At 41.9% G+C, this 24,253-nt stretch carries 25 protein-coding genes; 8 read left to right on the forward strand and 17 right to left on the reverse strand.

Annotation, left to right across the window (positions count from 1 at the left end; all coding sequences use genetic code 11):
- The 7 genes from Q0688_RS12925 to Q0688_RS12955 all read right to left on the reverse strand — a co-directional run.
- Positions 1–1,943: type III restriction-modification system endonuclease (locus tag Q0688_RS12925; protein WP_299077208.1), on the reverse strand; the 1,943-nt coding region annotated here is incomplete at its 3' end.
- Positions 1,943–3,961 carry a site-specific DNA-methyltransferase gene (locus tag Q0688_RS12930; protein WP_299077211.1) on the reverse strand — a complete coding sequence of 673 codons (2,019 nt, stop codon included), beginning with the start codon at positions 3,959–3,961 and terminating at the stop codon, positions 1,943–1,945. The genes Q0688_RS12925 and Q0688_RS12930, both read right to left, overlap by 1 nt.
- A 30-nt stretch (positions 3,962–3,991) precedes the next feature.
- A complete protein-coding gene (locus tag Q0688_RS12935) occupies positions 3,992–4,276 on the reverse strand; it encodes a hypothetical protein (protein WP_299077215.1) in 285 nt (94 codons plus the stop codon).
- A 153-nt stretch (positions 4,277–4,429) separates the two neighbouring features.
- Positions 4,430–4,642, reverse strand: a complete 213-nt coding sequence (locus Q0688_RS12940) for a DUF3892 domain-containing protein (RefSeq protein WP_299077218.1) — start codon at positions 4,640–4,642, stop codon at positions 4,430–4,432.
- A 2-nt stretch (positions 4,643–4,644) separates the two neighbouring features.
- On the reverse strand, positions 4,645–5,763 hold the full coding sequence (locus tag Q0688_RS12945; RefSeq protein ID WP_299077221.1) for an XRE family transcriptional regulator: 1,119 nt from the start codon (positions 5,761–5,763) through the stop codon (positions 4,645–4,647).
- Positions 5,753–6,361 (reverse strand): hypothetical protein, encoded by a 609-nt coding sequence (locus tag Q0688_RS12950; RefSeq protein ID WP_299077224.1) that lies wholly within the window; start codon positions 6,359–6,361, stop codon positions 5,753–5,755. The genes Q0688_RS12945 and Q0688_RS12950 overlap by 11 nt, the downstream gene beginning before the upstream one ends.
- Before the next feature lie 116 nt (positions 6,362–6,477).
- Positions 6,478–6,657, reverse strand: a complete 180-nt coding sequence (locus Q0688_RS12955) for a hypothetical protein (protein WP_299077227.1) — start codon at positions 6,655–6,657, stop codon at positions 6,478–6,480.
- Between the two features lie 528 nt (positions 6,658–7,185).
- On the opposite strand from Q0688_RS12955, the gene Q0688_RS12960 reads away from it, so the two are divergent.
- The 4 genes from Q0688_RS12960 (at position 7,186) to Q0688_RS12975 (ending at position 11,557) form a co-directional block, all read left to right on the forward strand.
- Entirely contained in the window at positions 7,186–7,701 is a 516-nt protein-coding gene (locus Q0688_RS12960) for an antirestriction protein ArdA (RefSeq protein ID WP_299077230.1), read from the forward strand.
- Positions 7,702–7,965: 264 nt separating this feature from the next.
- The gene (locus tag Q0688_RS12965) at positions 7,966–8,892 is read left to right on the forward strand and encodes a type IV toxin-antitoxin system AbiEi family antitoxin (protein WP_299077233.1); all 927 of its coding nucleotides are present in this window, start codon (positions 7,966–7,968) and stop codon (positions 8,890–8,892) included.
- A gap of 22 nt (positions 8,893–8,914) precedes the next feature.
- Complete coding sequence (locus tag Q0688_RS12970; protein ID WP_299077236.1) at positions 8,915–9,829, forward strand: nucleotidyl transferase AbiEii/AbiGii toxin family protein; 915 nt, start codon at positions 8,915–8,917, stop codon at positions 9,827–9,829.
- Between the two features lie 450 nt (positions 9,830–10,279).
- On the forward strand, positions 10,280–11,557 hold the full coding sequence (locus Q0688_RS12975; RefSeq protein ID WP_299077239.1) for a site-specific integrase: 1,278 nt from the start codon (positions 10,280–10,282) through the stop codon (positions 11,555–11,557).
- Positions 11,558–11,600: 43 nt separating this feature from the next.
- On the opposite strand, the gene Q0688_RS12980 is transcribed toward Q0688_RS12975, so the two are convergent.
- From Q0688_RS12980 to Q0688_RS13010, 7 genes are read right to left on the reverse strand one after another with little or no spacing between them, the layout of a single operon-like run.
- Positions 11,601–11,867, reverse strand: a complete 267-nt coding sequence (locus tag Q0688_RS12980) for a hypothetical protein (protein WP_299077242.1) — start codon at positions 11,865–11,867, stop codon at positions 11,601–11,603.
- A 44-nt stretch (positions 11,868–11,911) separates the two neighbouring features.
- Complete coding sequence (locus tag Q0688_RS12985) at positions 11,912–12,658, reverse strand: hypothetical protein (protein ID WP_299077245.1); 747 nt, start codon at positions 12,656–12,658, stop codon at positions 11,912–11,914.
- 21 nt (positions 12,659–12,679) lie between these two features.
- Positions 12,680–12,892, reverse strand: coding sequence for a hypothetical protein (locus Q0688_RS12990; RefSeq protein WP_299077247.1), 213 nt, complete (start codon positions 12,890–12,892; stop codon positions 12,680–12,682).
- Positions 12,889–13,257 carry a hypothetical protein gene (locus tag Q0688_RS12995; RefSeq protein ID WP_299077250.1) on the reverse strand — a complete coding sequence of 123 codons (369 nt, stop codon included), beginning with the start codon at positions 13,255–13,257 and terminating at the stop codon, positions 12,889–12,891. The genes Q0688_RS12990 and Q0688_RS12995 overlap by 4 nt, the downstream gene beginning before the upstream one ends.
- Positions 13,258–13,262: 5 nt before the next feature.
- Positions 13,263–14,870 (reverse strand): type IV secretory system conjugative DNA transfer family protein, encoded by a 1,608-nt coding sequence (locus Q0688_RS13000; RefSeq protein WP_299077253.1) that lies wholly within the window; start codon positions 14,868–14,870, stop codon positions 13,263–13,265.
- Entirely contained in the window at positions 14,860–15,510 is a 651-nt protein-coding gene (locus Q0688_RS13005; RefSeq protein ID WP_299077256.1) for a hypothetical protein, read from the reverse strand. Before Q0688_RS13005 ends, Q0688_RS13000 begins: the two co-directional genes overlap by 11 nt.
- Before the next feature lie 9 nt (positions 15,511–15,519).
- The gene (locus Q0688_RS13010) at positions 15,520–16,677 is read right to left on the reverse strand and encodes a hypothetical protein (RefSeq protein WP_299077260.1); all 1,158 of its coding nucleotides are present in this window, start codon (positions 16,675–16,677) and stop codon (positions 15,520–15,522) included.
- Between the two features lie 234 nt (positions 16,678–16,911).
- Here Q0688_RS13010 and Q0688_RS13015 point away from each other — a divergent pair, with 234 nt between their 5' ends.
- Positions 16,912–17,817 (forward strand): hypothetical protein, encoded by a 906-nt coding sequence (locus Q0688_RS13015; RefSeq protein ID WP_299077263.1) that lies wholly within the window; start codon positions 16,912–16,914, stop codon positions 17,815–17,817.
- Complete coding sequence (locus tag Q0688_RS13020; protein WP_299077266.1) at positions 17,814–18,176, forward strand: hypothetical protein; 363 nt, start codon at positions 17,814–17,816, stop codon at positions 18,174–18,176. The genes Q0688_RS13015 and Q0688_RS13020 overlap by 4 nt, the downstream gene beginning before the upstream one ends.
- A 51-nt stretch (positions 18,177–18,227) precedes the next feature.
- Here Q0688_RS13020 and Q0688_RS13025 read toward each other — a convergent pair whose 3' ends face one another.
- Both Q0688_RS13025 and Q0688_RS13030 read right to left on the reverse strand, forming a co-directional pair.
- Positions 18,228–19,541, reverse strand: a complete 1,314-nt coding sequence (locus Q0688_RS13025; protein ID WP_299077269.1) for a site-specific integrase — start codon at positions 19,539–19,541, stop codon at positions 18,228–18,230.
- 536 nt (positions 19,542–20,077) lie between these two features.
- Positions 20,078–20,380, reverse strand: a complete 303-nt coding sequence (locus Q0688_RS13030) for a hypothetical protein (protein ID WP_299077272.1) — start codon at positions 20,378–20,380, stop codon at positions 20,078–20,080.
- A 582-nt stretch (positions 20,381–20,962) separates the two neighbouring features.
- On the opposite strand from Q0688_RS13030, the gene mobC reads away from it, so the two are divergent.
- Together mobC and Q0688_RS13040 are read left to right on the forward strand one after the other, a co-directional pair.
- Positions 20,963–21,331, forward strand: a complete 369-nt coding sequence (gene mobC / locus Q0688_RS13035) for a plasmid mobilization relaxosome protein MobC (RefSeq protein ID WP_299077274.1) — start codon at positions 20,963–20,965, stop codon at positions 21,329–21,331.
- Positions 21,321–22,700: a relaxase/mobilization nuclease domain-containing protein gene (locus Q0688_RS13040; protein ID WP_299077277.1), complete on the forward strand. Its 1,380-nt coding sequence runs from the start codon at positions 21,321–21,323 to the stop codon at positions 22,698–22,700. Before mobC ends, Q0688_RS13040 begins: the two co-directional genes overlap by 11 nt.
- Before the next feature lie 14 nt (positions 22,701–22,714).
- On the opposite strand, the gene Q0688_RS13045 is transcribed toward Q0688_RS13040, so the two are convergent.
- Positions 22,715–24,166, reverse strand: coding sequence for a TM0106 family RecB-like putative nuclease (locus Q0688_RS13045; protein WP_299077280.1), 1,452 nt, complete (start codon positions 24,164–24,166; stop codon positions 22,715–22,717).
- Positions 24,167–24,253: the final 87 nt, after the last annotated feature.

Consider the following 24,253-nt stretch of genomic DNA (forward strand, 5'->3'; position numbering starts at 1 on the left):
TTATTTGGTTTAACTCCAATAGGAAAGGCCTTAGGGTATTCATTTTTAAGTTTCGCGTAAGCATCGCTTCCAACTAAATTTTCATTTTCATCGATGATACCTTTGCCTATTAAGTCAGCCATAATCTTAAAGGCCGATAAATCAGGATATTGAGCTGTGATTTTGTCTTTTAAGTCCTGAGTTAACTTGCTTGGCACAGTTTCTTTGAAAGAGCTGTCATTAACTTCTTTGACAAGTGAATCAACAAAGTCTTTTTCTGTAAAATCAACATAGTAATTCAGAGTAAAAGTACGATCTTTAACGCGGCACATATACTCGTTTACTGGTAGGCGTAAGCCTCGCCCAACTTCTTGCAATTTTGATGTTGTGCTGCCGCTTGAACGTAATTTGCAAATTTGAAATACATTAGGGTTATCCCAGCCTTCACGTAACGTCCATTTGGAAAAGATAAAGCGTCGAGGATTATCTAATGAAAGTAATAGTTCTTTATCATGTAGAATCTCGTTAATTTCTTGCTCTATTTTTTCGTCTTTATCACTATTATCTTTTGAAAAATAGCCACCATGCACAGAAGATACATCTTTGATGGTTTGCTCTAAATAGGTGCGATAGTATGGTTCGTCTTCCTTTTCTAGCAGTCGCTTGGCTTCTGCTAGAACCCATTCTTCAAACTTGCTTTTTAAACTGCCAGACAGGTTGTTACCATCACGGTAACCTTCAATATCATCAATGAAAAATAGTGTTAACGGTTTAATTCTTGGCTTTTGAGTGAGAAATTCTTTTTCAATCTTGAAGTGTTCTTTGATGGCTTTCTGCATCATATTATCTTCAAGTGTTTGAGCGTAAGAATAAGGATTAATAGTGCCGCCAATTTTCAGCTCAATACCATTGCTCAAAACAACAGTCGTCTTGTTCAGGGCTTCTACATATAAGTCATGAATTGAACCATGAGTTTTTGATAGCGATTCACCTTTGGTGAGTGTGAACGATGTTTTTGTACCATTTTCGTTTAACTCAAAAGTTATTTCTTTGCCGTCAGAGCGAGTAAATTTAAGGCTCGCCGTATCATCACCAACAACATCTTCAATATAAGCATCTATCCCTTTTACCAAGTCATTGTTAAACGCATCGACGGCTGTAAGACGGTAAACAAGATTTTTATAGTCATTATTGAAAGTCGCGCCATAACGAATAATGTACTGTGCATCGAATTTCTCGATGTTTTTCCATGTTTTCGCGCTTTCTCGTGTCGGAAATTTGTGCGGTTCATCAATAATCATGATTGGTTTTACCGCTCTGATTGCGTCGAACGGTGTGTCATATTGGTTGGCTAGTAGCCCAACATCATATTTTTCGGCTAATGATTTTGAATTAATCATGCCAGAGTTAATGATCAAAACATGTATATGCTTTTTATTAAAATTGCTTGCCTCTACAAAATCATGTATCGCCTGTGGCATATATGATTTTGTGTTTTTCTTTGCGCTTTTTTGGCTTTCTACAACGTAAGTTTTTAACTCTCGTTCGTACGGGTCGCGAAAATGCTCTTTCAGTGCATCGCTTTTAAGAAAATTAACCGTTCCAGCTTTAATTGATAGCGTAGGGACAACAACAATAAACTTATTAATACCAAACGCTTTATTTAGATCAAAAATTGTTTTTGCGTAGGTGTAAGTTTTACCTGTACCGGTTTCCATTGAGACATCAATAATATTGCTGCTGTTATAGTGTTCTCTACTGTGCTCAATGTTGTTGAGATCCTGTACCGCTTTAATATTGGCATAATATTGCGCGGGCGAAATATCAAAAGTAGGATTGGCTAATTGGCGAGTTGTTGCATCACTCGAGTGAATAGGTTCAGCGCCAACAAACATACTCATTACCGCATCGACCCCCGCTTGTTGGTGGGGTAAGTTCTTTTCAAAAGTAAATCCTTTAGTCATTAGTTACGCACCACCACTTCAAGCTCAATAGACTTTTTGTTTGCATAACTTTTTAAGGCTTCATTTAATTCCATCTGCTTGGCACTCTCAAAATTACTACCAAATACAATAACCTTGTTCGGTGCGAATGCCTTATCAGTATCAAGTTTTTGCAGTAATGCCTTCAGTGATTCACTCGAAAAGTCTGGTGCAATTAAATAAAGGCGCGCGTCACATAAATGCGCGGTATAGCCATTAAATTTAATGGTTTGTATTGGCGTGGTGAGTAAACTGCCATCATATAAACACCAAGTAGTTAGAATAGTATTATATTCTTCGTCACTTAGAACAACATCATCAAAAAATGTCAAGTTTGAAAGTGTTAGTTCTTTGTCGTCCATAGTTCGAAAGTCGTCTGTAGTTGCAAAGACCTTAAAGCCCAAATCGCCTCTATATTCAGGATTTTCTTGTTGAATTTTTTCAGCGGATTTAATGATACGATCTTTGGTAATATCAAAAATATTTTTATAGCCGGTTTTGTAAGCTTGTTTCTTTTTATCTGTACCTTCAGGTAATTGGACACAAATAAAATTACGCTGTAATGGTTCTTCAATATTTAGGGCATACACACTGTGAGCGGTAGTTCCTGAACCTGCAAAAAAATCTAAGAATAAATCATTTGTTTCTGCTTTTATTGAGCCCAACAAGGTTTTAAGTAAATTTGTTGGTTTCGGGTATGAAAAATATCCTTTTCCACCGAATAATTCTTCTACTTCTACACCACCATTACTTTTTGTCGAAATGATTGACCTCAATAAAAACTCTTCGACTTCATCGAGAAATTTTATTGAGCTTGGTTGCGTTTTTTCATCTTTAGCAAACCAAATGCGACCACAAACCAAGCTGCCATCATATCTTTCTACTACGTTTGTATATTTCCCATTTTTGATTTGTGCAGCGTCTTCGAAAGTTTCTTTCTTCCAGCGCCAACCTCGATCTGGAACTTTTACTGGTTTATCAGTTTTAGGGTGGAGAACATCATAAGTTGGCCCAAAAGTATCTGCATTCGGCCAACTCATATTTATCTTTCCCCAAAGGCGAAACTCATCAGTTAAGCCGTTATAAAGTGTAATCCCTCTATCATAGCCATTAATATTGAAGAACTTTTTGAGTGCCTTCTCAGATTCTCTTATAGATGATTTTGCTTTTTTCTGTTTCTCTACAAACTCATATACATCATCAATTCCATCTTTTCTCATAAGGAATTCTTTCTTAACAATACTCGATTTTGAGTAAAGTAATACATATTCATGTATATTTCCGATACCCTTGTCATTTTTGGGTATGCGTTTGTTCCATACAATGCTTTCGATGAAATTTTCTTCACCAAAAATTTCATCGCATATTATTTTTAGTTGGTTTAGCTCATTTTCATCAATTGAAATACAAATAGCGCCGTCTTCTTTGAGCAACTCGCGTGCTATGTACAAGCGAGGGTACATGAATGTTAGCCACGCACTATGGCTACTAGATCCTTTGTCTGTAAAGTCTAGGATGCGTTCTGCTTCATCTAACTCGATACCCGCCAATTCGCTTAGTTGCTCTTTGGTGAACTTACGGTCATCGTTATAAACAAAACCATCTTTCCCTGTATTGTAAGGAGGGTCGATGTAGATCATTTTCACCTTTTCACTATAGGCATTCACCATATGTTTAAGGACTTCTAGGTTGTCGCCTTTAATCAGCAGGTTTTGGCTCTCTTTGTTTTGATCTAATTGATTGTGCTCTTTATCCTCACTAATCAGAGTCTTCGGCGGTAAGTTTGTGAGTAAACGTGCATAAGATTTACCAAGCCAGTTTAATGAGTATGACTCCTTAGAAAGCTCCACTTCATTTGCGCTTACTAACTCAACCATTTTTTCTTGCAGAAAATTTCCTTTTTTATCAAAGCATTGAGGAAAGTGTTTTTTTAGAACTGCAAGCTGTTTGCTGTTCACTGTTTCAATGTTTGAATGTAGCGTTTCTTCTTTTATTGTCATGTTAAACTCAAATTTAATTATAATACTGGCTTATTTAGTGTCGATATTGTCTGTAATTTTTATTGATGCTTCTGCTAGACCTGTTCTAAGTAACTCAGCTAAAGCGCCATCTAGGCTTTTAAAAACTCTCGCTTCATAAGGCTGCCTAGAGCTACTTAGCACAAGCGGTTCACCATTCCACTCAACACCATCAAAAACGACAATATAGCCGCCTTTTTTACCTAAAATTAGTGCTTGGTCGATAATGCCTTCTTTTACCCTAGCTTTTGCCATGGAGCTCAATATGCATTGACCGCCATTAATTCCTGAAATCATATGTTTTCTCAAGATCAGTTTTTAACTTACGAAACAATATTCAATATCGTTTCTATAGTCAATATTGTGTAACTATTGAATAATGAATATTTCAGAATCTATGGTTGGTTTAATGAATAAATTTACTTATTGTTATGAAAGAGGACAGGTGCTCTAGTCTAAGTTATTTTTATCACTGCCATCAGGATTGGACACAGGTGTTTTTACGCCATTTATGTTGCGGACATGATAATTGTCATAGTTTCCTTGTTCTATTTCTTTGACGAATTGCGCGCGTGTCATGTCATTGCCGTTGTAATTATCATGAAACTTTTGGTTTCTTCCTGTGTTTGATTCGCTGGTTACTGATATGCGTTTTCTAGCCATTTTTATCTCCTGAATAGGGGTTCAACATTATTTTCCACTTCACTGTCGTGAGGTATGATTCCAGTAATTGTAGATAGCATTGAATGTTCGATGTGTAAGTTTTCGGCAATCTTATAGAAGCTTATACCTAGCTCTTGATCAATTAATTCAACGGAACTTTTGAGTAATTCAGGCTGCTCCGTAACCACCTGTTCGTCATAACGCTCTTTTCTAGATTGCCCTGTTTTACTTAGCCTTACGTTGGCAGCTCTGTATTCTTGTGACGTAATGAGCTTTAGGAAATGTGCACGGTAAATTATAGCTTTCAAACTCATTCCCCATCGAACTTTAAGTCTATAAAGTGGCTTCCATGACGATTCTCTATTAGGCGAAAAATTAGATGGGAACTCGTTTAAGAATGCGGCTCGCGGGAATATGAAAGCACTTGCAAACCTATCAGCCTCAGATTCGGTAACCGTATCACCAGTTTCAATACCATTATGTAGAACGAAATGCCCACATTCATGAGCAAGATCAAAGCGCAATCGGCATGGACTTTCTTTCGCATCATTTCTAATAATAATAGGCCTGCGTCGATTAAGGGATAAAGCATCGACTTTATCAGAAACACCTGTGAAGGTTGTAATGACTACTCCCGCACTTTCCAGTACATTTGTTATACTATCAATCGGAGTGTCTAGCCCTAGATTCCAATGTTCACGGCAGTTTTCCGCGGCATTTTCAATTTCAATATTCGTATAACTATCTGCATCGTTGGAGTATTCAGGGATATTGGGTTCAGGAAACTCAATATAACCAGAAAGGAAGTCCACTAAAACCTCAAAAACGCTACTATATGAGCAAACACGGTTTGCCAACCCAACTGGTGTGGTTTTGCGTTTTCTAAAATGGCACTGTTCAAACTTTACGTCATTATTCAAAGGCGTATAAAAAAAGTCTTTACGAACTAAAAGCGTTTCACAAAGTGCATAAAGCATATCCTCTGGCGGTTGTCTTGTATCGCCCTCGAGCTGATGAATAAACTGGCGAGACGCGGTTACAGCGTCACCGAGTTCTTTCAAGGTCAATCCGTTTAACAAACGTGCTAAACGCAATTTTTCTCCATAAAATCTATCGATCATTCTCGTTCTTATCTTTTTGCTTACTAACAAGTTTTAGTTTTGCTTTCGCCGGTGGCGTTTTAACTGCTTGTGGTTGGTTCTTGTCAACGATGCTCATGACAGGTAACTGATCACTCAAAGGTATTTCCCACTTGCAAACAATTTCTTTAAATTCGTTATAGCCAACGAAGTAGGCGTGTTCTGCTGCTGTATCGTATGGTGTATCAATGATTAGGAACCATCTGATGTGTGCAAAATCATTGTTTTGCTCAAACAGACACATTTGTTCATAGCCTTCATGGGATGGAATGATTTTTCGGTCAGGCAAATATTGAGGATCATTCCGAGAAAAGCGCACAGGTATGCCTTCTATCGAAAATGTAAAGCGCCCATTGTCGGTAATTATATTTAGCCATGGCCATTCACCTTCATGCGACTTAGACTTTATTCGCGTTCGACAACATTCATATGCACGCATTCCTAAGGATAAGCGTGTATCGCCGAGCTCAGGTTCGTGTCTGTCTATAACTTCCCCCCTGACTTGGACTAATAGGTAAGCTAAGTCTTGGATATATTCTCTTTTAAGCTGAGGGGCAAGTTTCCATGGTTCTTCGTGCATCGGTTTGACCTTCTATGATTAATATTATGATGATATTTTATGCTAATGATAAGGTTTGTCAAGCAGTCGTTAAAAAATAAAGCTAAAGTTCTGTGGTCAACTTCTCTGACAATTAATCAAGGGCGTAAAACCCTTGATACGAGTTCATTTTCAATATTTTGCAGTGAAGCCAAAGCATTAGTGCGCTGTAGCGTACGTGCATTACTTTTTATCAGCTCGATAAAAGCTTCTTTATGTAAGCCGTGAAGCTGATATGTGTTTTTGGCTGCTAATTCAAATTTTGTTACTAATCTCATTGTAACCTCCTATATTTGGAGGCCGTGACAACCACGGCCTTTGTAAAGCCGCGTGGTCGAGAATATGTGGTTGCCTGCACCTTTGGTCGCAATGCAATGGAGAAGCATTTTATGCTTGCAGGAATAAACCGCTATTCACGTTAATGTGGATGCTAAAAAGGCCGCGTGGGTTCACGCGTTTTCAAATTTGGTGGTAAAGATTGATTGGTCATTTGAATCAGCACTAAAGCGCTGCTGCTTTTGTTATAAAAGAGTTTCGCTGCGCTGAAAAAAGGCAGAACACATTCGTGTTCGCATCTAGTGTTCTAGTTTCCCCTTTTGGGTAGACGTAAAAATATCACATAACTTGTCTTCATCAAGACATCCCCCAACCTTCCGCACCTTCTCAAGTTCAGGTTTGTGCAGGCTGGGTGGTTCCCCCTGTCTGGATTGCGCCAAAACATGTGATCTTCGCTCGCCAGCTCGCTTCTTTTTCTGGGGTTTTCAACCCCAAAAGGGGATGTGTTTTTAAGATTAAGGAGCAAAGAAATGAGCGAAGAAATTAGAATTTATGTTGCAGACCTAGCCGCATACAACAACGGCAAGTTACATGGTGTTTGGATTGATGCCACGCAAGCGCTGGACGACATTCAAGAACAAATTAATGAGTTATTAGCCAACAGCCCAGAAGACGATGCCGAAGAATATGCTATTCATGATTATGAAGGCTTTGCTGGTTATTCAGTCTCTGAGTATGAAGGTATTGAGCGCGCACAGGAAGTGGCTTGTTTTATTGAGGAGCATGGCGAAATTGCAGGCGATTTATTATCTCACTTTGGCGACAGCATCGACGATGCGCAAAAAGCCATTGAAGACAATTATTGTGGTTGTTATGCATCACTGGCTGATTATGCCGAAGAGCTGACCGGAGAAACCACACAAATTCCTGAGCATTTAGCTTTTTATATCGACTATGAAAAAATGGGGCGTGATATGGAGCTAGGCGGCGATGTATTCACCATTGAAACGGGCTATCAAGAAGTGCATATTTTTTGGAACCATTAAACAGGTGAGCTTCTGCCCTTTCTTGTTGAAGGGGCGTGAGCTTACTTTTAGCCGCGCACTTTTGGGGCTCAGAGGCCTTGCAGCCTATATCGCTCATACTTCGCTTGTCTTGTCTCCGCTGTCGTCAAGCTGAGCCCCAAAAGTTTAAATAATGCTGGTCATCGGTATTAGCAATACCGATACCGTCTTTGTTTTAAACCGTTTCGGTTTATGATTTATTTATTTCGCGGCGCTTACCGCCGTGAAACTTAATGGTGGTAAACCATGTTTGATTATGTTAGTTTATATATATTGTTTTTTACGGCGTTTATCGCCGCAAATAAAGCTAATGGTAAACTAAAAAGGGTTGTACGCTTGGTTAACAGCACTACTTCACATGATGATGTAGCAAAAGGGGCTTATAAACAGTCACTTAAAGCGCTTCTACCTTATGGCATGCTGGCGACTAAAAAGTGGCTAGCTGAACAAGGCTTAAGTGCCCATGCCATCGATAACGCAGTGAAAACAGAAACTTTGTTATTACTGGCTACTGGCGTATATAGCCAGTATTCCCGCTCATTGAGCTGGGAAGGGGTGGTCGCATCAATGCAGCGTATGGATATGAACAACTCGGATAATCTGCCTTCGGTTATCGTTGGTGGGTTGTCGGCATTGTCATTATCAGGATTGTCGCAGTATCTGTCGTTAGGCAGTACGCCACATATACATTTATATGCACAAGGCAAGTTGCCATCATGGTTGGGGCGTTTGTCGTTGCCCGTTGAATGTGATGGGCATAGTACTAATACGTTGTGGCCTGAATGGCTGATAAAAGACAAAAGCTTTATCAGGCAGCATGAATGGGAGGCGGATCTGCCCCCTGTGTATTTTTCATGTCCTGAAAAAGCGTTGTTGGAGTTACTGGTAGATTTGCCAGACGCGGTTAGCTTTGAGCATGCCGACGAGCTTATGCAAGGCTTAGTGAATTTATCACCCAGAAAGCTCGATACACTTTTAAAAGCTTGCAAAAGTGTGAAGGTAAAACGCTTGTTTTTCTGGTTAGCTAAGCGCCAAGCTTACCCTTGGTTTACTAAGCTGAATGTCGAGGATTACGACTTAGGCTCAGGCAAGCGTGTTGTGGCTAAAGGCGGTAAATTGGATACGGATTATTTGATCACTGTGCCGTCACATATGGCAATGGAAAGCGAATAACTCTTTATAAGTAAGAATGGGCATGGATAGAAACATTATTTATTACAAGCAAGTGCAGTTATTGATGCAGGTTTTACCTTTTGTCGCAAAGCAGGAATGCTTTGCGCTTAAAGGCGGTACGGCGATCAATCTCTTTGTCAGAGAGTTTCCGCGCTTGTCGGTTGATATTGATTTAGTTTATCTGCCGATGAAAGGCCGTGATGACGCATTACAGGAAATATGTGCAGCATTAGATGCCATTAGCGCAGATTTAAAAGTCGCGTTTAAAGATGTTGAGCTAACAGAAGCTTATAAGTCAAAACGCGATGCGCTCAGACTAATCGTTGGCCGTAATGGCGTGCAGATTAAAGTAGAGTTATCGCCCGTATTACGTGGCACGGTTTACGAGCCGAAGATGATGGAAGTATGCGCAGCTGTAGAAGATGAATTTGGTTATGCAGAAGTGCCTGTGGTGGCCTTGGCCGATCTCTATGCTGGCAAAATATGCGCGGCATTAGATAGGCAGCACCCAAGAGACTTATTCGATGTGAAGTGGCTCTTGGAAAATGAAGGCCTGACGGATGAGATACGAAAAGCATTAATTATCTATCTCTCAAGTCACAATCGGCCAATGGCCGAATTGTTAAGGCCGCAATTTAAAGAGTTATCGGCTATTTATGCAGGTGAATTTGCAAATATGGCCGAGACGGACGTACCGCTTGAAGAGCTGGTGGCCGTGAGAAAGCGTTTGGTAGAGCTTATTCACCAAGGGCTAACCGATAGTGAGAAAGGCTTTTTACTGTCGTTTAAAAACCGTGAGCCGGATTGGGCGTTGCTTGGTCTTGATAATGTAAGTGAACTTCCGGCCATTAAATGGAAACAGATTAATCTGGCCAAAATGCCAGATGACAAACATAAGCTGGCGTTAGACAAGCTAAAAGAAGTACTGAGTGTTTGATTTATAGTACTTAGTTATTTTGCTAGAATAGCGCTCAAATTTTTCAATGCTTTGATGGGAGGTAAGGCTGGCTGAGAGTCACCTAGCTGCTTGAAGATCAGGGCTTAGAGTTAACTTTATTTTTTTGTACAAATAGTTGTACAAAACGGGAATTTAGATACATGGCAAACGCCGATTTTCTTAATGAAATCAATAAGCGAAGAACTTTCGCTATCATCTCTCACCCAAATTCGAACTGATAAGACACCCTGAGTCACCTTAAGACACAAACTATAATTAAATCAAAAAGTTATGTCTTGTCTGGGGTTGTCATATTGACGACCAAAGTCCCCATTTGTCATGCTGAGTCATGCAAAATAAGTACAAATTTGAGTACAAATTTTGCGATTCAATGAGCACTTAAATTTATTTGTACTTGTTCATTGTAATCAATGACTTGGAGTACAAAGCATGGCAATCACTGAATCATGGTTAAAAGCAAACCACGGTAAGGCTCGAACAAAGTCACTCGTGAAATCAGATCGCGATGGCGTGTGTGTTCGCGTTTCTCCCAAAGGCAAAATCACCTATAGCCTTCGATACTATTACAACGGAAAACAAACCACTGCCGATATTGGAACCTACCCTCTCATGACGTTGAAGGAGGCGAGGACGGAAAACCAAAGGCTTCGAAAAAAGTTAGAGCAAGGTCATGATCCAAAGGTAGTTCGCCAACTCGAACGCCAAGCGATGATCGCTGCCAAATCCTTGGAAGGGTTATTTGACCTTTGGTACGAAAGTTATTGCATCAAAAACAAGAAAGGCCATTTTGAAATCAGGAGGAGCTTTGAAATTCATGTATTCGGAAAAGGAGGCTTTGGCCACTTGCCTGCCGATAAGGTCAGTCTTCATACATGGCTTGAGTTACTTGAGCGGTTAGCTGAAACAACTCCAGCTATAGCTGAACGTATTCTGGTTAATGCGAAACAGATGCTCAAATTTGCGGTTAAACGAAAGCTTATTCCAGCAAACCCGTTGTCGGACATTTACGCAAAAGAAGATTTACAGATTAAAAAGCGGTCTGTAGACCGACACCTTTCTGATGAAGAAATCAAAATGGTATGGCTTGCGATTGATCGCTCGCGCATCACTCCAAAAAATAAGCTCTTTGTAAAGTTATGCCTGATCTATGGCTGCCGAAATGGTGAGCTACGCCAGTCTAAAAAAACAGACTTTGATTTTGAGAAGAAAATCTGGACGATACCGCCAGAAAATCACAAGCTTGGGAAGAGCACTGAAAAACCATTGTTAAGACCGATTACACCAACAATCGAAGGCTATCTAAAGGAAGCCTTTGAACTGAGTGCTGGAAGTAGCCATGTGTTTACTAATGATGGCTCAGATGAAGTGCTTGGCGTTAGAGCCCCGCTCGCCATTCCCTACAATATTATGCAGTACCTGCGGCGCAAAGAGTCGTTTGAAATTGAGCATTTCAGCATGCACGATTTACGTCGCACTTGCCGCTCAAATTTATCGTCCATTACAGAATTTCACGTCGCTGAAATTATGTTGGGGCATAGTATTGGGCGTATTGTTCAAACGTATGACCAATATGATTATTTGAAGGAGCAAGCTGAAGCTTATGAGAAGTGGTGCAAGCGTATTTTTGAGATCGTTGAAGGAAAGACGCCACCTCAGGTGCCTGTAAACGACAATGTAGTGAAGTTAGATTTCCGAAATAGGGGTTAGTCTGCTTGAGCTGTATTCCTTGCTAGGGAAGGCAATGCACGCACTAAAAATGATCAGGTCTGCCTGCTGCCTTGTCATGCTCACGGCAAACATAGGCGACAATATTGTCGAAGGCATCTTCAAAGAAAACGCCGTTTTCTTCTACGTCTATGTTGGCCAGATTTACGAGCCATTCAGCTTCAATATTGTAAACCTCTTGGATGTAATCAAATGTCTTCCACATGAGAAGATCGCCCCTAAACGGACGGAATGTTCCGTCCGGCATCGGTAGCATTCGAATTTCTGTATTTGGTTGTCTTGTCTGTTGCATGGCTTATTATTCTCACAATTTTTTATGGCGAACAATATTAATTTCTATGTCATTGATCTGACTCTATTAAATGGCTTGCTAATATTTTTAGTTTTAGGCCTTTCTACATCCGGTGATGGATTCAAGTTTCGTTCGTAGTTGCGTTCTACAGAGCTGTGAACTTGCCTTTCGATAGTGCCTCCAATCGTATATTCCCTCCGAACCTCCTTCTTTTTCGTTTTACTCTGCTCCTTGCCGTTTTTATAGTTGATGTCCTTTTTTGAGGCTGTAATTACTTCTGAGGTCTTATTGTTTACCTTGTTTTGAAAACTGACTTTTGAAGAGGTGATTTCTGTTTTCCTGCTAATTGCACCGTCCGGCGTATATTCCGTTACCAATTTTTGCTTTTTGGTATCTACTGCCGGTGGTGATTGTTTTCCGACTGGAGCCTTGCCAAACAAATCCTTTGCAAATGATCCAAAGCTGCGTTTTTGTTTCATTTCTTTCTGGTTTGCTTCGCTGCTCTTTGACTCTTTGGAAATACTTTTCTTAACGAACCGTTCCTGCATATTGTTCTTTCCAGCTGAAATGCGATCTAGGCGTTGTTGAATACGTATTTCCACATTTTCCAAAGCAATGCGTTGGTAGTTTTTGTTCTTCAATTCAGTGGAATTCTTCAGGCGTTTAGCCTCCTTATAAACGAATATGTCTTTGTATTGATTATGGTGTTGGATCGCTCTTCTGGTGATCGCATCCGCGCGATCACCAATGGTTTTGTATTCTTTTGAGCGTGTAAATTCAGGCTGTTTCATAATGGTCTCCAAGATGAACAATTAGTGAGATACTTGGTTTTGTTTAGTGACATTCATTCGTTCCAGATCGAATTCCTCAATGGTGCTGACTAGCCATCGATTGGACGAACCCTGCTCTTGTAAGTCAGGCAGAGGCAGAGGTCTTTTTTTCCTCTTCATCATTCGAAATACTGTTCTTGGTGAAATTTCCCAGCGATCGGCGAGTTCACGAGTCGTATAAAACATCTTATTCATAGCTGCTCTCCGTTTGTGTTTTGTTGTTCCAAAAATGAATGTCTAAAAGTGCTAAGTAAGTGAAGCTCCTCATGGAGCGTGTTGGTGACGATGATCTCTATAAACCTTCTCATGGCCATTCGCTGTCCTTTATACTTAAGAAGCAAGGCTGTCTCATGGTGCCCCCAGCATGAGACAGGCTGCCCCATATTTTGTGAGAGCATGGATAGATAGCCCGATAAGTACGTCAGTCCTTTCGGGACTTCTATGACTATTTTTTCAGTTTCCACGATGCCTTGAAGCTGTCGCATTGGGCAGCCAAGAAGGTCGTGAGATTTATCGCAAACAGCTTTTGCTTGTCGCTCTAATTCAGATAAGTTGTTCATTGTCTTTAACCCTCAAAATGCGGCATTGGGAAATTTCTTTGATCTCGGATAAAGTCCTTTAACCAGTGAATCTCCCACCACGGTTTTCTATCGATGACATAGATTTTTGACTTTGCATCTAGGATGGCCTTACCTTCAAAGTCTTGAGAAATTTGGCTCAGTGGCAAGTTAGGAACTTGTACTTCACTTGCAGACAAACCGCCCGTTTCTGCACCTACCCCTGCGTTGGTACTAGGTGTGGCGACTAGTTCTGACCGATATCCCCCTTTTTCAGAAAGGTCTTTGGCGTGTTGTCCCGCAACAGCCCAAGAAAGCGTGATAGCCGTTTCTTCAAACGGCATGTATCCGCCATCATCTTTGTATTGGTTGTACCCGTTACGATCTTGGGCAAATGTCCAGATTCGGATAAGGCGTGAACGATAAAGTCGTAGGGCTTTCATCATGGATTGAACACGAGGAATATTGACGAACTCATCCAGCATGAATGTCGTTCGTACATTGCCATCGGCTGATGCAATCGCTGTCACCAGATATTCGAGAACATCGGCCACGTATGTACCATGTGAATCGATATACTTGTCTGGAACCATCACATAGATTGCTTGGGGGCGATCTTTTAACAACCGTGCGTCAAAGTCAGTTTTAGTGCAGGACGCTCTTAAAACAGAGCCTTCGGCATATAATGAAAATGCATCGGTAAAGGCTTCCATTACCCATTCCCATTGGTCTGATTTTTCGCCGTACTGATCAAATAATTTCTTAGCTACTCTGGCAACGTATCCTTCGCCAGCAGAGCTTTCAGTCATACGCTCTAACGACATCTTAAATTCTTCGTGAGTGTAGGTTCCAATATCCCAAAATGTGGCAGGGTTACACGTAACTGGAGAGTTGGTTGCTAGCTCAACTAAGAAGCAATCTGCTATGCGTGAAGCGTCTTTATGTATCCAGCTATTCGCACCGAATCTATTGGGGTCGCCAAATCGCTGGAATATTTTTCGTTTTGCCTGATCAACGATTTTGTGCCCTCGTTGTGCTAAATCGGTAATGTCTGAAAACACATTCAAGCAATGATTGGGGAACTCATTCATGTTCCAAGGGTTAATGAATATGGGCTCTATTCCATCCAGCTCGGCTCGCCCTTCAGCAGTGCACCAACTCATTTCCCCCTTTATATCAAGCACCACAATGCTCTCTGGTGTTTTCCCCATTGATAACGAGATGGTAGCCGGTATTGAAACGGTAGAGCTTTTTCCTCCCCCAGGAAATGAGCAGGTTGAAATGTGGTAGTCCCACGGTAAAAACATCGGGTAACCATCGATAAATCCTAAAAAAGGGCCACAAAAGTCGTTTCTAAATCCAGCCTCTATTGCATCGTCAAGTGAGCCAAGACCTACATTCTCTTGTCGTCCACTAACAATATTCTCAATAATTTTTTGATGGTTAAACGCTGCGTTCTTTTGAGCAACGCTTCGGCCATGATGGTTGTGCCATATTTCGAATAGGCGGTTAGCCGTAAACATCGCTTGAAATACACCGTTTAATCCAAATGGCGATTTTTTACCGCGTTTAGATAAAAAACCTCCTTGGCTTTGACCTTGGTTTCTATTGTTCATTTTTTGTCACCTGTTCATCAAATGCCTTCATGATGTCTTCAACATTAACGGGTTCAATGCCGAACTCTTCTGCCGTTGGCATGTTCGTAGCGATGTCGTTGAACATTTGGGTTCTGTTGCCTTCTAATGTCCTTTTAATTTCTTCGGCCATATCATCCCGAGTGACTTCACCCATTGCGCATGCGCCCGCCAACTCTGGTATCTTGAACGTAACGGCAGCAGCGCAGCCAATATCGCTTAAGGAGCTCACGGCGGCTTTTCCTCCTAAGCTGGATTTCAGAACTTCAGATGCCGTTGCTAAAGCTTGTCGATCCATTTCCATCGCGGTGTTCATCGCGTTCTTAATGGCTTCGTTGTAAGCGGTTACCGCAATGGTCTGACGCTGTTCCTGTTGCTGAGCAAAGTTAAGAAGCCATTCTTGAAAGAACTCGGCTTTTGCACTTTGTTTTATGTGTTCCTCTTCCATCGTTCCCGTAGAGGTTCCCGCGTTGGAGAGCAATTTGCGCATGATGGTGTTCTCGGGAGCTACTGAGAGCTCATGTATCACCACTAAGCCAATGAGAATGAAAGGCAGCATCGAAAGAATCGATCCGATTAATAAGCCTTTAGCCATACCGCTAGATTGATTTTGATTATTCATATCGTTCTCCTAGTGTTTAGTAGAGTTGGCTGGTGAAGCTGAGATATGCGAAATAGCCTCGGTATTGTTAAAAGTGGTAGGTGGGGTATATTCAGAACCCTCATTCTCTTCGACTCTGTGGGTGTTTTGGATTATGTGGATGCCAAGCATGAGCCAGCCGAAGAGCGCAAGAACGGCAGACATGAGCCAGATAAACAAACCGTTAGAGCTAGAGGTCAATATTTCCCAATCGCTGGGCTTATACATCGGCTGGATATGTACGAGCTTTCCGCGCTTGAGTTTGTTGGTGATCGCCTCATATCGATCTGCATGCTTGTTGTAGTAATTGAAGAGAGTTCGCGAACCAACGGAGCTGATACCTTGAGCAATGTACTGATTAGCTGAGGTATCGTAAGCATCGGCCAAATTCTCAAAGGTGCGAATGGGAAGGAGGTTTTTTAGCTCATTGAATGTCTCGGACAGCTTGGCAATCTCTTCTTCGGCTTTGTTTAGTTTTTGATCAAAGCTGAGGTTTTTCATCTCAGGGATAAAATCGAGACTTATATAGAGCTCATTAGCTCGCTCAATGATAGGCTGGTACTCATTGGATACGTCCATGATCTCGCTCAAGGCGTTATCTGCGGCAGATTGGTAATTGGTGAGTACGAGAGTGGTTTGGCCATCGCCTCCACCTTCTTTGCCAACACAGCCAGACGCGCGCTCACAAGTGAGCCATGTACTAGTGGTCGCAGAAACAGTCTTGAGGGTGACCTTTTCATCTTCAGCGTACTGAAACAGGGCGTTAGTTCCTTTGCCGTCCTTTACAACGTCCTCGATAAAGGCGTTGAGCCACTCCTGACGCATAGGATCGCCTCCAATGAACCAAGCGTTCATAAGTAGAGAGATAGCGACCAGAAAAGTAACGATAAAGGCGAGTACACCGAGGTTGGCGGTACGCTTAGTTGAATGAGGTTGCTGCGCAAGTTCCAAGCCCTTAAGAAATGCCGTGAAACTAATGGAAAATAGAACGAGAGCGAACATAAGCGTAAAAGCAAACGCTTGACCTGCTTGTCCGCTGACCGCCAGCTTGTCGTAGATTGATCCGCTGCTGACACCTGAATCTACTGCCAGTAGAATAAAGGCGAGTGCTACCATCATGGGTGGGTATGTGATTACTTTCTGCTTCATGGTGAAGTCCTCTAATCTATTGGTTAAAATTGTTTGATGTGCCAGTATTGGCGTCTAAATACATCTCATAACTAGAGCTACAGAGGGCTTTCCTCTTGCGCTTATCTATTTCGTGGGATGGCATATGGTTTCTCCTAGTCCGTAGTTGTCGTATGGGAGAATAGAGTTTTGAGCTAGCGCATATCCAGCAAACAAATATGCTTAAATGTGCTTTTTGAGTGAATCTAAATTTTTATGAGTCAGGATGAAGAGGTTGAATTCCCGCTAAGCAGTGACAGCTCTTTGACGATGTTTTTTGATATCGTGGTTATGCAAATGGGAATTAGAGGGTATGGATATGAATCTCTGGCAGTAAAAATAGTCCCAGATAATGTTGATTTAGGCCTTAAGGAAAGAAAGGTAATTGCGGGTCAACTACATAGATTGGCGTATAAAGGTGCCGCCATAAGAGACACTAGAACACTAAAGTGGTTATGGAATTACTTTATAACTCTTGATGAGTGGAGTTTTCATTTAAAAAGATTGGCGGGGCAGAATACGAAATTTGATCTTGCTGTTCATATTAGCAACTCGTTTAAAGATTCAAAACATGCGGCTGATAGCAGCAATCGATTAGGTCAGGCAATTACTGATGGTGACAGTGTTTTTATAATCGATATTAAGTATATTTTTAAAAGCTTTGTTTTTTTGAAGTTTTATCAAACTTCACACGAGAGAATATTTGCAGTTCTTCTTGTGTCTCAAAAAAAGACGGATAATTTTATGGCTTCAGAGGCTGATAGAAAAATTGGTGGCTATCAACTCGGTTATTTCGTTTTTGATCGACAAGAAGCAGGAGTTGTTGTTTGGGATAATAATATCTCCCGACTTATGTTGAAAACCTTTGGACTAAAAAGTTTTTCGCATACACCTCCCAATGTGAAGGGAAAGCTAATTAACGATGTTCACCAGCTCACGGAATTATTTTATGGTGAGGAAAAACAAGAGAAATCAAAAGTAGATTCTTCATATATTGACGATGACCCATATTGTGAAAAGATGTACACAGTTACCGATGCTCGAAAACTATTCACTATAGCTGCAACCTCTTTTGATATAACAATAAAAAATATTGACGATATTGAGGTCAATATGTTATGAAAAATTCACAAGCAGCCAAGGATCATGGAAAGGGCAGAAAAATAGGAGATATTTACGAAGCGATTGATGATGTAAATAATAATTTACTAGAAAATATTTTGGCTGAAGATATAGGTACTCTGTACCAGTATTCTGATGAACGCCAAGAGTTTCCTATAAGTTATGGTTGCAAGGTGGGTAACCTTTCGCCGGTGAATATCATGCTCTCTCACTTAGACCCAAATGATGAACATTCTCACAGTATGTTACGAAAAGCGTTTATGAATGCAAGGTTGTTAGGCCACCCGCAGATGATTGCTACGCTTCGTAAAAAAATGTTTGGTTGGGAGGCATACTCAGAGCCCCCTAAGCCGCAATGATCTAGAGTTAATTGTTCAGGCAGCCATCTTTTTATAGCTAGTCCACACATTTTATGAGAGTAGACCACTCTCTCGTACCAACACCCGTATTTCGTCAAGCGATGGTACTTCTTCTGGCGATGCGCATGTGACTATTTTGTTTAGCACAAACCCCCATACTTCAGCCGCTTTGCGCTTTTCAAAGTCATAACCATATTGAATATAGACTTCCCCCGTCACATCTCTGTCACCATCACTATGGTTGAGCATCAACCTAGCATAAAGTTTTGGGAGACCGACGGCAGTGATCCATGTTGCGCCAGTACGCCTTAGGTCATGTGGGCGAATATCGTGAATTCCTAGTTGGTTGCGTACTCGGCGCATAGCCTGCTGGTAGGACGAGCTAGTAGAGGGTTTTAACGCCGCTGAGGGTGTGTCTGGGATGATTGCCGCTCTAGTTGCCCCAAAGACGAATGGGCAAGCTGAGGTGTAAGGAGTCGCTGATTGTATCAGTGAAAGCGCTAGGCTATTGAGAGGGACGCGATGCATACGACCGCTTTTGGTATCTCCACTGGTCATGTGCCAAATATTCTCATCCGCTTTTATGGCACTGTAGCGACAGTTTCGTACTTCAATGCCTCGCTGCATTGTCGTCAACATAAAGCGAATAGCATTGCCCGTGACAGGTGGGACATTGCATTCATCCATCTTATTCCATAACAGCCATATTTCCCTAAAGTCTAGTACTCGTTCACGCTTCCCTTTAATTCCAAGCGGCTCAATATTCTTGGCGGGATTATGATCAATTAACCCCTTTCGGCATGCAAGGTCTAGTACGCGCCTCGCGCACCCAATAACATGTTTAGCCGTGACGCGACCGCTTTGGGTAGCATTCGCACGTTTAGAAGATCGGATAACGATATTTTTCTGTATCCGGTCAATATCCTCGATGGTTATTTCTTGTAGTGGTTTGTTGCCGATAACGGGAAGTACGTCTGTGGCGAGATAGCGCTCTTCTTCGTGGACGAACTTTTTTCCTTTCAGTCTGCCCAGTTCTAGGTATTCATCTATCAGCGCGGCGAATGGTTGCTCTCTTGTCTTTTTGGTTTGCTCTTCAAAAACAGGGTCTTTTCCATACTCATTTACTCGCTCATATAATGCCTCGTATTCTATTCGAGCCTCTCTAAGTGATATCTTGGGGTATTGCCCCAGCGTGATCCACCGGCTTGTCCTACCAGCCATATATTTAAAGACAAACGACTTAGTTCCAGAGGGCGTGATGCGAAGGCCAAATCCCGGACTATCTTCACACCAGTATATTGTTCGGGTTTTTTTCGGCTTTAGGTTACGAATAACAGCATCGACAAATTTTCTCTTTTCAGGCAATTGTTCCTCGTTTGTTCTGGTTTTTGGGCTCTGGGCTACTCAAATTGCTTATTTTGTTGCAAAATAAAAAGCCCTCGTTACAGTGTATCCCTTATAAATAAAGGCTTTCTTAATACAAGGGCGAAAAACTCTGGGCTACTCACTGGGCTACTCAAATCGACATTACAGCATGGGCAGTATTAGCATTTATTGGCAAAATGAGCATCGATTAGTTATTTAGTTACAATGACTTGAAATATTTTTTTGGGAAAAATAAATTTATTAAAAAAAAGTTGTAAAAACAGACGCTTGGTATCCGAAATATATATTTATTTACAGTTGTTTAGGTAATAAAAAGGGCGTTAGAGCGTTGGTTTCCGGAGCCAAAGGTCACAGGTTCGAATCCTGTAGGGCGCACCATTTAACATCATGTTATTAAATGTTAATTCTGGTTTTTGAGAATACTTTATTTAGCTGTAAAATCTTGGGCTACTCACTGGGCTACTCAGAATAGCCGTGTTAGATAATGTTTTTGTGGATAACTTTTTGCTGGTGGCTTAATTCGGAGAACGATAATCGGCAGGTGCATCGATCCAATTTTGAAGATCATGAAGTCGAAATGCCTTTCTTATCGCATTGTCTTCGCTTGACAGTACCTTTGGTTCTGGAAAGGTGCCTTTATGAATGCGTCTATCTATCTCTTGGCGCGAAAGGCTACAAAGCTTGGATGCGGTTTTGATAGGTATTAGAGCATTCGTTTCTACCATTAAAGCAGCGACAAGCTGAGCCTCGAAGTAAATGTTGTCTTCGACATGGCGTTTACTGCTGTTATTTGCAAATGCTTTACCTAGTTCATCCATGTTGCTTCCTTGGTTACAGTATTGGCGCTAAAGGAGGCGTCCACCTGTTTGATGATCGCCTCCAAATGCATCCCAATCTATGGGTGGGCTGTATCCAAAAAGAAAAGGCTGCTAATCCTCGTTTCGATGGATAGCAGCCCTAACTCTATTGAAGCACAGAACTAATTAACGTCTCGTTAATAATTGCTTGCATTTTATTTTATAAAATTCGAAATAAAAAATGTCTTACCTTGTTACAAGCCTGTCTGGGCTTGTCTTTCCTGTATCAATTATGTCGCGACTTGTCGTCTCTTTTGCAATTTTTTATCCCTGATTATCATCAGGTTAAACGCGCATTTCGTGCGTTTGATTGTGATATCTGGGATGCATTGTTGCGAAGTGGCTCGTCCACTTTGCAAGCGGAGCAGGGAGACCCTGCGACCCGTTGTGTTAACGAATTATTAATTTATTAAGAGATAAAGTTGAATTAACACGACTTGCCAGATGTGCTTTGTCGGACAAGCCGCCAAAGCCTATCTGGGCAAGGGGAGCATTGCATAGCTCCCCGTTAGCATCCCCTTCGCAAAAAAATCGGAGGGCGTTATGAGTAAAAAAACTCACAAGCAATATCCACGTCTAAGCATTCGGTTATCTGATACCGAACGCTTAGATATAGAAAACCGTGCGGAACGCGCAGGACTTTCTATGGGTGGTTATTGCAAATTCGTTATTTTCAACACTGATCCTCCTCGGCGGTCACGTAGAGTTGTGCCCGAAAAAGCAGAGCTGTCGCGTTTGATTGGGCAAGTGTCGCGCGTTGGCGCGAACATCAATCAAATCGCTAAACAGCTCAATATGTATTCAGCCATCGATGTCGTGGAAGTCTCAAACGCCATGGCAGATGTGGCTGAACTACGCGCCTCGATCATGAAGGCTCTCGGCTATCGAGAAGAGACTGAAGATGATCATTAAGGCCTCCGCTCGCTCTGGTGCTAGAAATCTAGCCAATCACCTTGCGTCAACCAAGGACAATGATCATGTGACCATCCACGAAGTACGTGGTTTGGTCGGTCAGTCTCTCCAAGCTGCTTTTCTTGAAATCGATGCGTCAAGCCATGCCACACGATGTGAAAAGCCTATCTTTTCCGTGAGTTTTAATCCGCCCATTGGTGCGGAGGTTACTCACGATCAATTTGAGGATGCTTTTGATCGGCTAGAGAAAAAGCTTGGGCTCACCGATCAGCCCCGCGTTGTTGTGATGCACGAAAAAGAGGGGAGAAGACACGCTCACGTATGCTGGTCACGCATCCTAGTAGATGAAAGTAAAGCTATTCACATGTCGCATTTTAAAACCAAATGCACTGATGTATCACGACAGCTCTACATAGAGCATGGTTGGGAGCTACCAAAAGGCCTTGAGAGAAAACAAGACCGTGACCCTTTTCAGGTGTCAGTTGCTGAATGGCAGGCAATGAATCGTCAAAATATCGACCCGAGGGATATCAAAAAACTATCACAAGACGCGTGGCAAAGCTCAGATAATCTTTCTAGCTTCAAACTAGCATTAGAGGAGCGAAATCTATTTTTGGCGCGGGGTGACAAGCGTGGTTTTGTAGTTTTAGACCATCAGCACAATGTTTATTCTTTATCTCGTGTTGGGGGTGTGAAGACAAAAGACCTAAAGGCACGGCTTGGCCTACCTGATCAACTTGATGGTATTGAGAAGGTATCACGCCATATTCGCCAATCACTGACTCAGGAAGTGAGGGGGCGCATTGATGCGATGAAGGCGAGGCATAAAACTGAGTTTCAGCCTCTTGACGATAAGAAGGCGCAGCTTGTCTTTCGTCAGAAAGCTGAGCGGCGTGAGTTGTCAGACGAACAGCGAGTTAAACGACACCTTTTGATTAAAAGTGGTCGTGATAAATTTCGACGTGGTGTACGAGGTATCTTTGATAGAGTCTCAGGGCGGCATAAAAGGCTAACCTTGATAAATCGGAAAAAGGGAGAGCTGTTAAAGGCGCGTCAGATGGAAATTCGAGAGGAGCTGATTTTTCGTCAAAACCGAGAACGCTCTGAATTACAAAAGGACATTATTGCTCTAAGGCACCAACAACGTCAGGAGAGAACGCTTTTGGCCAAGCGTGTATATGAATTCCGTAAAAGTGAAGCTTTGCGTGTTAAGCAAACAACGCAGCTTGAGGCATGGACTAAGGCTCGTAATATCTCGAAAGACTTTGAAAAAGTTTCATCGGAGAAAGGTCGTTCTATCAACGCCCCAAAAAAACCCTCAAGAGATAAACCAGCTCGTCAAAGAACGAGGCGGCGAGACTTGGAGTGAAGGTATTTTGAACGCTAGGCAATAAAATTGTTTCTAAGCCACTCTTCCAGCCTTCGTGTAGCGATAACATCATCACGGTTATAGCCAAGAATATCGACTTTTAAACTCTCTTTAGTCGCAGGGTCAGGCTCACTAAGGAAGTTATTGAATTGAACAACTGACCATTGCGAACCTGAGCTATCATCTTCCCATTGGAAGTTCACCAAGTCTTTATGCTTGCAGATGTCTTTAAGTCCATAGCCCTGTAATGGCAATACCAGACTTTCCAGTACAGGTTTTTGCATATCAAATAGAGGGCTATCGTCACCAAGAAGATATTGAACAGTTTCGTTATCTTCCATGCCATAGCGTTTGGCATAGCTGCGAATGGTAGAGCGTTCATGCTGGGAGTAATGAGCAATTATCAAGGTGGGGTACTGTTCACGGTATTGTTCAATTTGAGCGAGAAAACCCAGCCAGCCTTTCTTGTCTTCGCTTTCATCATCCGTCCATACGTACTCAAAATTGGCATTTTGATATTCAGGCACTAGAAACCCCCACAGATAAACATGTTTATCACCTGAGCCTGTCAGTGGATTGTCTTCAATATCGAAATGAACCCAGTGGCCTTCAGGCAAGGTAACTGTGGCAGTTTGGTGGATTTCACCAGTTAGGTATGACTTAGCCTGCAAAACGGCGCGGTTCTTCTTTTCGAAGCCCTTAAGATATGGAATATCAGGGATAGTAGCAGGATCAGTATTGGCGAGTTCTGATATTGTTTCTATACCAGCAGCTTCCAAGCCAATAGCTGCACGCCCCTGTATGCCATAGAGTAGAGAAAGCTCCTCGTTCTCTTCGAAAGTGGGCTTGCAATGGGAATAGTACGGGCAAGCGCGACATTTACTATGGCTATAACGAACCAGTGGCTCAGTGTCACTTGCAAGAAGCTCTCGCATCTCTATAACGAACTGATTGGTGATGGCATTCGCTTCGTCGCCTATCTCACCTGTGCTGCCATCACCTAGAAAGGTGATAGCTGGTAGATCAGTAGCTAAAATACGCCGATAGAGACCAAGTTGCGCCTGTATCTCCTTCTTGTCGCCAGTAAGCGAAAGTTTGGCATCGGCAGGCTGATATTCACCGCTTTCATGTCTTATGAGAAAGTCCGGGTATCCCACAAAGCCATTTTCACTATCTATGAGCTGCGCCTGATAAATGACGTCTACACCTTCGTCCATTAGCCGCTTAGTATGTTCGGGTGAGGTGGCAGTATGCACTTCCAATTCTTGGCTAAGTCTGTCTAGTACAGCCTTTTCATGGACTAAGCCAAGCTCAATAACCAGTTGCTCAAATTCGTCTTCGGTCGGTTCAACGTCAAAGTTACCACGGTTATCCAGCCAGACTCTCTGAGCACATGAAACCCACGATACGGCATCGCTAGGCTTAATGGTGGGGCTGGTTGGCGTATGAGGTGTTCCGTTTTCCAATAGATGATCCTAAGTTATTGTTTTTTTCCAAACAATCTAATGAAGAAAACTGGATTGTAAAAGCTATTTATCGTTGTTGATTACCCA

The sequence above is a fragment of the uncultured Paraglaciecola sp. genome (assembly GCF_937123705.1).
Classification (GTDB): domain Bacteria; phylum Pseudomonadota; class Gammaproteobacteria; order Enterobacterales; family Alteromonadaceae; genus Paraglaciecola.

Coding starts and splice junctions, on each gene's coding strand:
- Q0688_RS13040 (WP_299077277.1), top strand. CDS start 21,321: ATGATCATTAAGGCCTCCGCTCGCTCTGGTGCTAGAAATCTAGCCAAT.
- Q0688_RS12980 (WP_299077242.1), bottom strand. CDS start 11,867: ATGCAACAGACAAGACAACCAAATACAGAAATTCGAATGCTACCGATG.
- Q0688_RS13020 (WP_299077266.1), top strand. CDS start 17,814: ATGAAAAATTCACAAGCAGCCAAGGATCATGGAAAGGGCAGAAAAATA.
- Q0688_RS12930 (WP_299077211.1), bottom strand. CDS start 3,961: ATGACAATAAAAGAAGAAACGCTACATTCAAACATTGAAACAGTGAAC.
- Q0688_RS12940 (WP_299077218.1), bottom strand. CDS start 4,642: ATGGCTAGAAAACGCATATCAGTAACCAGCGAATCAAACACAGGAAGA.
- Q0688_RS12935 (WP_299077215.1), bottom strand. CDS start 4,276: ATGATTTCAGGAATTAATGGCGGTCAATGCATATTGAGCTCCATGGCA.
- Q0688_RS12990 (WP_299077247.1), bottom strand. CDS start 12,892: ATGAATAAGATGTTTTATACGACTCGTGAACTCGCCGATCGCTGGGAA.
- Q0688_RS13015 (WP_299077263.1), top strand. CDS start 16,912: ATGAGTCAGGATGAAGAGGTTGAATTCCCGCTAAGCAGTGACAGCTCT.
- Q0688_RS12960 (WP_299077230.1), top strand. CDS start 7,186: ATGAGCGAAGAAATTAGAATTTATGTTGCAGACCTAGCCGCATACAAC.
- Q0688_RS12970 (WP_299077236.1), top strand. CDS start 8,915: ATGGATAGAAACATTATTTATTACAAGCAAGTGCAGTTATTGATGCAG.
- Q0688_RS13010 (WP_299077260.1), bottom strand. CDS start 16,677: ATGAAGCAGAAAGTAATCACATACCCACCCATGATGGTAGCACTCGCC.
- Q0688_RS13000 (WP_299077253.1), bottom strand. CDS start 14,870: ATGAACAATAGAAACCAAGGTCAAAGCCAAGGAGGTTTTTTATCTAAA.
- Q0688_RS12945 (WP_299077221.1), bottom strand. CDS start 5,763: ATGATCGATAGATTTTATGGAGAAAAATTGCGTTTAGCACGTTTGTTA.
- Q0688_RS12985 (WP_299077245.1), bottom strand. CDS start 12,658: ATGAAACAGCCTGAATTTACACGCTCAAAAGAATACAAAACCATTGGT.
- Q0688_RS12965 (WP_299077233.1), top strand. CDS start 7,966: ATGTTTGATTATGTTAGTTTATATATATTGTTTTTTACGGCGTTTATC.
- Q0688_RS12975 (WP_299077239.1), top strand. CDS start 10,280: ATGGCAATCACTGAATCATGGTTAAAAGCAAACCACGGTAAGGCTCGA.
- Q0688_RS13030 (WP_299077272.1), bottom strand. CDS start 20,380: ATGGATGAACTAGGTAAAGCATTTGCAAATAACAGCAGTAAACGCCAT.
- Q0688_RS12995 (WP_299077250.1), bottom strand. CDS start 13,257: ATGAACAACTTATCTGAATTAGAGCGACAAGCAAAAGCTGTTTGCGAT.
- Q0688_RS13005 (WP_299077256.1), bottom strand. CDS start 15,510: ATGAATAATCAAAATCAATCTAGCGGTATGGCTAAAGGCTTATTAATC.
- Q0688_RS12955 (WP_299077227.1), bottom strand. CDS start 6,657: ATGAGATTAGTAACAAAATTTGAATTAGCAGCCAAAAACACATATCAG.
- mobC (WP_299077274.1), top strand. CDS start 20,963: ATGAGTAAAAAAACTCACAAGCAATATCCACGTCTAAGCATTCGGTTA.
- Q0688_RS12950 (WP_299077224.1), bottom strand. CDS start 6,361: ATGCACGAAGAACCATGGAAACTTGCCCCTCAGCTTAAAAGAGAATAT.